This window comes from Pseudomonas sp. 2(2015), from assembly GCF_000955865.1.
Lineage (GTDB): Bacteria > Pseudomonadota > Gammaproteobacteria > Pseudomonadales > Pseudomonadaceae > Aquipseudomonas.
Genome location: NZ_JYOF01000046.1, coordinates 5,462 through 5,980 on the forward strand (window position 1 = coordinate 5,462; position 519 = coordinate 5,980).

1 pseudogene is annotated in these 519 nt (G+C 48.7%); it reads left to right on the plus strand.

Features of this window, described 5'->3' with window-relative positions:
• Positions 1-131: 131 nt before the first annotated feature.
• A pseudogene (locus UB48_RS28345) lies at positions 132-519 on the plus strand (hypothetical protein); the annotation flags it as partial.

Consider the following 519-nt stretch of genomic DNA (forward strand, 5'->3'; position numbering starts at 1 on the left):
AGAAAACATGGACCTGGAATCGCGGACGGCGCTTTGTTGTACAGACTCCATGTCTGAAAGTAATTCCCGCCTATAACATAAACACGTGAACCGGGTGCGAATACCCAATTTATATTTATTGGAGTCCATCTATGGCCTGTGCCTCCCCCTTTCTTGACAAACCGGCCCCAGGCTGGAAGCGCGACTTAAATGCCCCCAACGAAACTCCGAACACCCGCCCACACCCATTGATACTTTTAAACACCCCTAATCACTCCGATGAAATCTATCTCGAAATAGCCAGTTCAAAACTGCTAGCACAGGGCATCGGAATCTGGATATCTTTCTTTCTCTTACTGTGCGCTATAGCCACGGTTATTTTTCTGACTACTTACCTCAAAATAACAGGCAACGCCCCCCCAGCCCTGGACAATGTAGCTTCTCTAATCGTATTGATTACAAGCGTATGGGGAGGCATCTACTGTTGGAGAATGGACGTAGAAGCCCCTCGCGACCAACCCATTCGCTTCAACCGCCTGC